Here is a 1,181-nt window from a genome sequence, read left to right on the forward strand (position 1 = left end):
TATGGTGAGGATGCAGATACGATTGATGGAAACTGTGGGAATACAATTTACATTCTAACTAACGATCAAGAAACCGCCGAAAAAGTTTCTAAAAAACTAGGGAATCAGACGATTAATCTATCTTCCCGAAGCGGAAAAGGTCTTTCTACTGATAAAAATAAAACGGAAAGTCTAGATCAACGACCACTGTTAACAGCAAATGAACTTATGAATTTTAAAGAAGGAGAAAGTGCCGTTATTCGTGTCATAAAACGTCAGGATAATAACAGAAAACGGATCAGACCTCGCCCGATTTATAATACGGGGGAAACAGCCTTAAAATACAGATGGGAGTACTTAGGAGTAGAATTCGATACAGATAAATCTATTTTAGATATAGATATTGATTCTCTACATGATGATGTAAATCCAAAATCACTTATTGTAGATTTTCTAGGAGAAAGAAAATCAGAACCAGAACAGGAAGATTTGCCACCAGTAGAGACATCACAGCCAGTAGAAGAGCCAACAATGATGGGTATTGATGAAGAGATTCCGGAAGAGGCATTTCAGCAGGAAGACAGCCCGTTTGATTCCCTTTCCATTGAAAATTGGAAAGGAAAAACGGTTAATGAATTTTTCGAATCTGATTTAGCGGTTTTGAAACTGGTTGACAAGTTCTTTTTAGCGCAGTTAGGCAAGTCATTAGATGAAGTTGAAAATCAAGAAATGGGCGAGTTTTACAGTGAATTTCAAATGTTAGCTCACAATGACCACATCGACAAAAGTGTCTATCAAGCAGTCGAAAACAAGATTAATCGAATCTTGCGTGATTTAGAAGAAAAAGAACAAGTAACAAGTTAGAAAGCACTCAAATAATTGGGTGCTTTTTTGATTCCAAACATAAAGGAGGAAGAGGGAATGTATGTACCGACAATCACGGATAAAATGCAATTGATTTTAGATAGTTACTCGCCATTTGTAACAGAAGAAAATGAGGTCATTCTTGGTCTAGAAGATGCGGTTCTTTTCCTTTCAGTAGATCGGGAACAAAAAGGAAAATTGATTATTCGTATCGACAGACTAAATGAGAGAGTGAATTGGACAGCAAAAGAAGTATTAGGGCAATAGCAAGCATGAGAGGAGGGTAAATGATGAAAGATGAAGAGATTTTAAAGGTTTTAGAAGCGTTCTCGGATTAT

Annotated in this window: 2 protein-coding genes; both read left to right on the forward strand. The window is 36.6% G+C overall.

Features of this window, described 5'->3' with window-relative positions; translation table 11 throughout:
* Positions 1–843 (forward strand): TraM recognition domain-containing protein (locus CN409_RS31100; protein ID WP_170955857.1); only part of this gene is annotated, 843 nt, incomplete at its 5' end.
* Positions 844–900: 57 nt separating this feature from the next.
* The gene (locus CN409_RS31105) at positions 901–1,110 is read left to right on the forward strand and encodes a hypothetical protein (RefSeq protein ID WP_000289453.1); all 210 of its coding nucleotides are present in this window, start codon (positions 901–903) and stop codon (positions 1,108–1,110) included.
* Positions 1,111–1,181 lie beyond the last annotated feature (71 nt).

This window comes from Bacillus sp. AFS012607, from assembly GCF_002558005.1.
In the GTDB taxonomy this organism is placed as follows: domain Bacteria; phylum Bacillota; class Bacilli; order Bacillales; family Bacillaceae_G; genus Bacillus_A; species Bacillus_A thuringiensis_S.